We start from the raw sequence: 5088 nt of genomic DNA on the forward strand, positions 1-5088 counted from the left end.
CGCGGCGCGCGACGTCGGCGGCCAGCACGTCGAGGCTCGGCGAGCTCGTCGCCGGATCGTCCTCGCGCCGCTCGCGCGCCTCGAACGCGGTGCGTGCCGACGCGAGCGCCTTGCCGGCCGCGTCGTACTCGCCGAGCTGCGCGTTCGCGAGCGCGATGCCGTACCAGTTCGCCGCGACGTTCGGCGCCGTGCGATCGTCGATCTCGGACTGCATCCGGCGCGCTTCGGCCGCGATGTCGGTCGGCGCGCGGTTCTGCAGGACACGCAGCCGGGCGCGCACGAACCCGTATTCGGGCGACTGGCGCGGCTGCCGGTACGGCGCGCGGCGCGCGCGATCCTCCATGTCGGCGATCCGTTCGCCGGTCAGCGGGTGCGTGCGCGCATACGCCGGCACGCCCGCATCGCCCATCGACGCGCGGTCGAGCCGCTCGAAGAAGCCCGGCATCCCGTACGGGTCGTAGCCCGCGCCCGCGAGCAGCTGGAAACCAACGCGATCGGCCTCGCGCTCGGCCGAACGCGAGAAGCGCAGCTGGTTGTCCACCGCGTACGCCTGCCCGCCCACCGCGATCGCGCTGCCGAGATCGCCGCTTCTCGCGAGCACGCCGGCCAGCACGCCGAGCAGCATCGTCGCGAGCGCCGTATAGCCGGACTTCTCGTTCGCACCGATCATCCGCGCGATGTGCCGCTGCAGCACGTGCCCCATCTCGTGGCCGACCACCGACGCGAGCTCCGACTCCGTCTGCGTCGTGACGACCAGCCCGCTGTTGATCCCGATGAAGCCGCCCGGCATCGAGAACGCGTTGATCTGCGGATCGCGCACCGGGAACAGGTCGAAGTCCGGCGTGTAGCCGCCGATGAAGCGCGCGGCCGCCGCGGCCGCAAGCCGCGCCGCCATCGCGTTCAGGTAGTCGCGCACGAGCCAGTCGTCGAGATAGTCGGGATCGCGCCGCACTTCGCGCATCACGCGCTCGCCGAGCCGGCGCTCGGCCTGCGGCGTCAGCGAACCGCCGGAACCGTCGCCCAGGTCGGGCAGCTCGAGCGCGCGCAGCGGCGCACGCAGGCTCGCGGCCGGCGCCGATGCGCCGCCCGCGTCCGAAAAGCGGCTCTCCGCGCCGCCGTACGTGCCGAACACGCCGGCCGCGATGCCGGACGGCACGGTGGAAATCGACCGGGCGCCGTCGGCCGCCGATTCGAGCGGCGGCGCGGACGCACTCTGCGCATGGCCGCTCGGCGGCAATGCGAGCGCCACCGACAGCGACACGGCAAGCAACTGTTTGACACGCATGGCAGGATGAAAACGACGCCGTCCCGCGCGCCGGGCGCGCATCGCGGCGTTTGGTCTGAATATTCGGGTCATTGTACCGGCGACATCGCAACTGTCCCTTGCGGCATGGGCGCCATCTGCGCACCCGGCGCCGCGAATGCCACTGCTATGATAGGCGCCCGTTGAAACGTCGGATCGGATCGGGGTGCGGGAATTGGATACGGCACCCTGCCCGATCGCGAAGCAGGATCGACGGACGTGCTCGCGCGAGCACGCCGTTCCACTGGAGCATCACATGTCAGGACTCACCCATTTCGACGCCGCCGGCCATGCACACATGGTCGACGTCGGCGGCAAGCAGGAAACCCGGCGCATCGCGATCGCGCGCGGCACGATCCGGATGCTGGCGGACACGTTCGCACTGATCCGCGACGGCAAGGCCAAGAAAGGCGACGTGCTCGGCGTCGCGCGCATCGCGGCGATCCAGGGCGCCAAGCGCACGGCCGACCTGATCCCGCTGTGCCATCCGCTCGCGTTGACGCGGGTGGCCGTCGACTTCGAACTCGACGACACGCTGCCGGGCGTGCACTGCGTCGCGCAGGTCGAAACGTTCGGCCGGACCGGCGTCGAGATGGAAGCGCTGACCGCCGTGCAGGTCGGGCTGCTGACCGTCTACGACATGTGCAAGGCGGTCGATCGCGGGATGGTGATCACCGAGGTGAGCGTGCGTGAAAAGCGCGGCGGGAAGTCGGGGGACTGGAAGGCGGAAGACACGGCAGGTTAAGCGCCAGCCGCAACAGCAGCCACTCACGGAGCATCGCCGGCCGTCACGATTCCCCGATCGAGCGATAGATAACCAGAAGCACAAGTCACCGATGAAGAACCTCGCGCTGAAATTCGCCAGAAGCGCAACGGGTTCACGATGCACGGGATGCGCAATGCCGCCGAGCCGGCTTGCCGCGGCGCTGAACGCCGAGCACGCTCCGTCCGACGGCCGCGCGCCCCGACTGTCAGCGGCCATGCACAATGAGCGGCTGACAGGAAACGAACCAGACGGCAACCCGCGTGCGGGCCGCGCCGCCCGCGCATCACTGGCCGCGCTGCGGCTCGAACACGAACGGTTGTGTCAGCAGGAACGGGTTCGCGGTCGCGCCCGTCTGCACGCAAGTCGCGTGCGTCATCGCGTCGACGGCCGCGCGGTCGGCCGCTGCGTTGCGGCTGCTCGTCGTCACGGTGACGTTCTGCGCTTCGCCGGATGTCGTCATCAGCGCGCGCACGAGCACGGTCGCGGGGCGCGCGAGCGGCTTCGCGGTATCCGGATAGACGGCGCGCGGAATGTGGCAGGTCAGTTTGCTTTCCTGCGACGACGACAGCATCGCGCAGCCGGAAAACAGCATCGCGACGGCGGGCAGGATCAGGTAGGTCGGGCGAATAGCCATGGTCGAATATCGTTCTTCAGCACTGTTCCGGACGCACGCACCGCGCACCGGTAAACGTCGCCCGGCTGCATCGTGTGCATCACACTGCGCCGCGGCCATCGGACCGGCGCCCCGTTACGGCCGCACGGCCGATCGATGTTCGGCCGCGATCCTGCATGGCGGACTTCCCGGGTGGCCGGGGTGCTGCCGGTGTTCGCGCCGGCCCAGGCTCGATGCAGGCCGGTACGCAAGCGCTTTCGCGCATTGTGCACGCGCGGCCCGGTGAGCGGCCGCGATTTGACAATGGTTGACGCGAATCGCCGCGCCTTCGGCCTGAATCCGCGCAATCCGCAAGGTAATCGATACGCGGCCGGATTCACCGGGTTCGCGCCGGGCTGTAACGCCCGACGCGCACCGCTGCTTCCTCACGGCGCGGCACCTGCCGGAATTCCCCGTTCCGGCAGGCGCTGCGCGCATCAATCCGAATCGTCGTCGTCCTCGTCATCGGCCGCATCGGCCGGCGCTTCGCCGTATTTCGCGACGACCGCCGCCTTGAACGCCTTCAGCGCCGGCTGCTGATCGCACAGCTTGTACAGCGCCGCCAGTTGTTGCGGCCAGTCCTTCAACTCCTTCGCAAACACGTGCAGGCGCGCGACGGTGTCGAGCGCATCGGCCTCACGGCCGGCGAGCGCCTGCAGCGCCGCATAGCGGCGTAGCACCGTCTCGCCGGGCAGCAGCGCGATCGCCCGCTCATGCGCGGCGAGCTTGGCCGGCAGGTCGTCCGCCGAGATCGGGAGCAGCGTGGCCGCGCCGTATTCGCCCCAGGCGCCAAACAGCAGCGACGGCGCATCGCGATACTGCGCGGCCGGATCGCTGCCGTAATACAGCACTTCCGCGCGCTGGTAGTCGCGCAACACGGGCACCGCCGCCAGCACGCCGCCGACCGACAGCACCGCGAACAGCCCGAAGGCTGCACGCCCCGGCAGGATGCGCAGCGGCTTCACTTCGAGCAGCCCGATCACGAACATCGCCGGCAGCAGGAAGAACATGTACTGCTGCGGATACTCGACCAGCGCATGCATCAGCAGGATGCCGATCAGCGCGAAGCCGAACACGCGCATGCTCGACTGCGGCGCGCGCACCGCACGCACGAACCACGTCACGAGCGTGACGACGAGCACGCCGAGGCCGACGAGGCCGGACTTCGCGAGCAGGTCGATGAAGATGTCGTGCGAGTTGTTCGCGATCTCGACGCCGCCGAGCGAGCGCACGAGCGCGAACTGGTGCGATGGGAACTCGCCCCAGCCGACGCCGAGCAGCGGATGCTCGCGGAACATCGCGAGCCCGTACTTCCACAGCGCGAGCCGCGGCGCGATCTGTCCCGCGTCGCGCATCCGGTCGGCGGCCGATTCCGCTAGATTCAGGTGGTAGTGCACGTTGGCCCAGCGTACCGCGACGTTCACCGCGATGAACGCCACCGCGAGCACGACCGGAATCAGCCACGCACGCGCATTGCCCGGCGCGCGACGCGATTCGAGCCACGCCATCCAGAAGCCCGCGACGACCATCACCGCGACCTGCAGCCACGGCCCGCGCGACACCGTCAGCGCAAGACCGACCGACAGCACGATCGACAGCGCAAACCACGCCCATACCGCGAGCCGGCGCGTCTGCACGAGATACAGCGCGCCCGCGAGCGCGAACGCGATGTAGCTGGCCAGATGGTTCGCCTGCGCCATGTTGCCGTAAGGGCGGCGATCGACCGCGACGTTGTACATCACGACGAATGGCGACAGCGCCGACTCGAGGTGGAACAACTGCACGATCTGGGTTCCGACCGCGAACACGCCGCCGACGAGCAGCGCGCCGGCCATCATTCGCGACACGGCCTCGGCCAGCCCGTCGCGCGCGAGTGCATAGCCCGCCTGCATCGCGACCAGCGCGGCGGCAAGATAGCCAACCGCGAGCCAGTTCATCGACGGCACCTTGAGCGAGATCAGCGCGACCTGCGCGAGGAGCACCGCGGCGAACCCGAGCGGCGCGACGAATGCGGCCGGCGCGGCAAACGGCTCGGCCGGGCGCCCCGTGCGCGCGAGCAGCATGACCGATACTCCCACCAGCAGGTACAGCACCAGCGCGGAAAACTCGGAATAGAAAGTCGGGATCGGATACGTGTGATTCGTGATCGCATACGGCACGATCAGGGCGACAGCCAGCGCAACGAGCGGCAACGAACGGGAAAAAGTAGAAGGCATGAGCGAACCGGATGTCAGCAACCGGCGCACTATACAAAACTTTCCCTCCTCTGTGCGGGGCCGTCGCGCCGCGACCCGACGCGGGGTGGCCGCCCCGCCCGGCTGAAGCGGCGGCCGGCATGCTGCCCGGGCCGCCCTGTTCCGCCGCCGG

Annotated in this window: 4 protein-coding genes; 1 reads left to right on the plus strand and 3 read right to left on the minus strand. The window is 69.4% G+C overall.

The genetic code is table 11. The annotated features are described in order from the left end of the window. Positions 1–1285, minus strand: a 1285-nt coding sequence (locus tag G3N64_RS38215; RefSeq protein WP_205788763.1) for a M48 family metalloprotease, incomplete at its 3' end; no start/stop codon positions are given. A gap of 274 nt (positions 1286–1559) precedes the next feature. Here G3N64_RS38215 and moaC point away from each other — a divergent pair. Beyond that, entirely contained in the window at positions 1560–2048 is a 489-nt protein-coding gene (moaC, locus tag G3N64_RS38220) for a cyclic pyranopterin monophosphate synthase MoaC (protein WP_205788764.1), read from the plus strand. 304 nt (positions 2049–2352) lie between these two features. On the opposite strand, the gene G3N64_RS38225 is transcribed toward moaC, so the two are convergent. Both G3N64_RS38225 and G3N64_RS38230 read right to left on the minus strand, forming a co-directional pair. Continuing rightward, positions 2353–2703 (minus strand): TonB family protein, encoded by a 351-nt coding sequence (locus G3N64_RS38225; RefSeq protein WP_205788765.1) that lies wholly within the window; start codon positions 2701–2703, stop codon positions 2353–2355. A 455-nt stretch (positions 2704–3158) separates the two neighbouring features. Then, positions 3159–4937, minus strand: coding sequence for a Wzy polymerase domain-containing protein (locus tag G3N64_RS38230; RefSeq protein WP_205788766.1), 1779 nt, complete (start codon positions 4935–4937; stop codon positions 3159–3161). Between the last annotated feature and the right edge of the window lie 151 nt (positions 4938–5088).

Origin of the sequence: Burkholderia sp. Ac-20344, from assembly GCF_017104975.1 — a bacterium.
Classification (GTDB): Bacteria; Pseudomonadota; Gammaproteobacteria; order Burkholderiales; family Burkholderiaceae; genus Burkholderia.

What these genes read in the sequence shown, in the direction of transcription:
- G3N64_RS38230 (WP_205788766.1), bottom strand. Translation starts at nt 4,937, where the DNA reads ATGCCTTCTACTTTTTCCCGTTCGTTGCCGCTCGTTGCGCTGGCTGTC.
- moaC (WP_205788764.1), top strand. Translation starts at nt 1,560, where the DNA reads ATGTCAGGACTCACCCATTTCGACGCCGCCGGCCATGCACACATGGTC.
- G3N64_RS38225 (WP_205788765.1), bottom strand. Translation starts at nt 2,703, where the DNA reads ATGGCTATTCGCCCGACCTACCTGATCCTGCCCGCCGTCGCGATGCTG.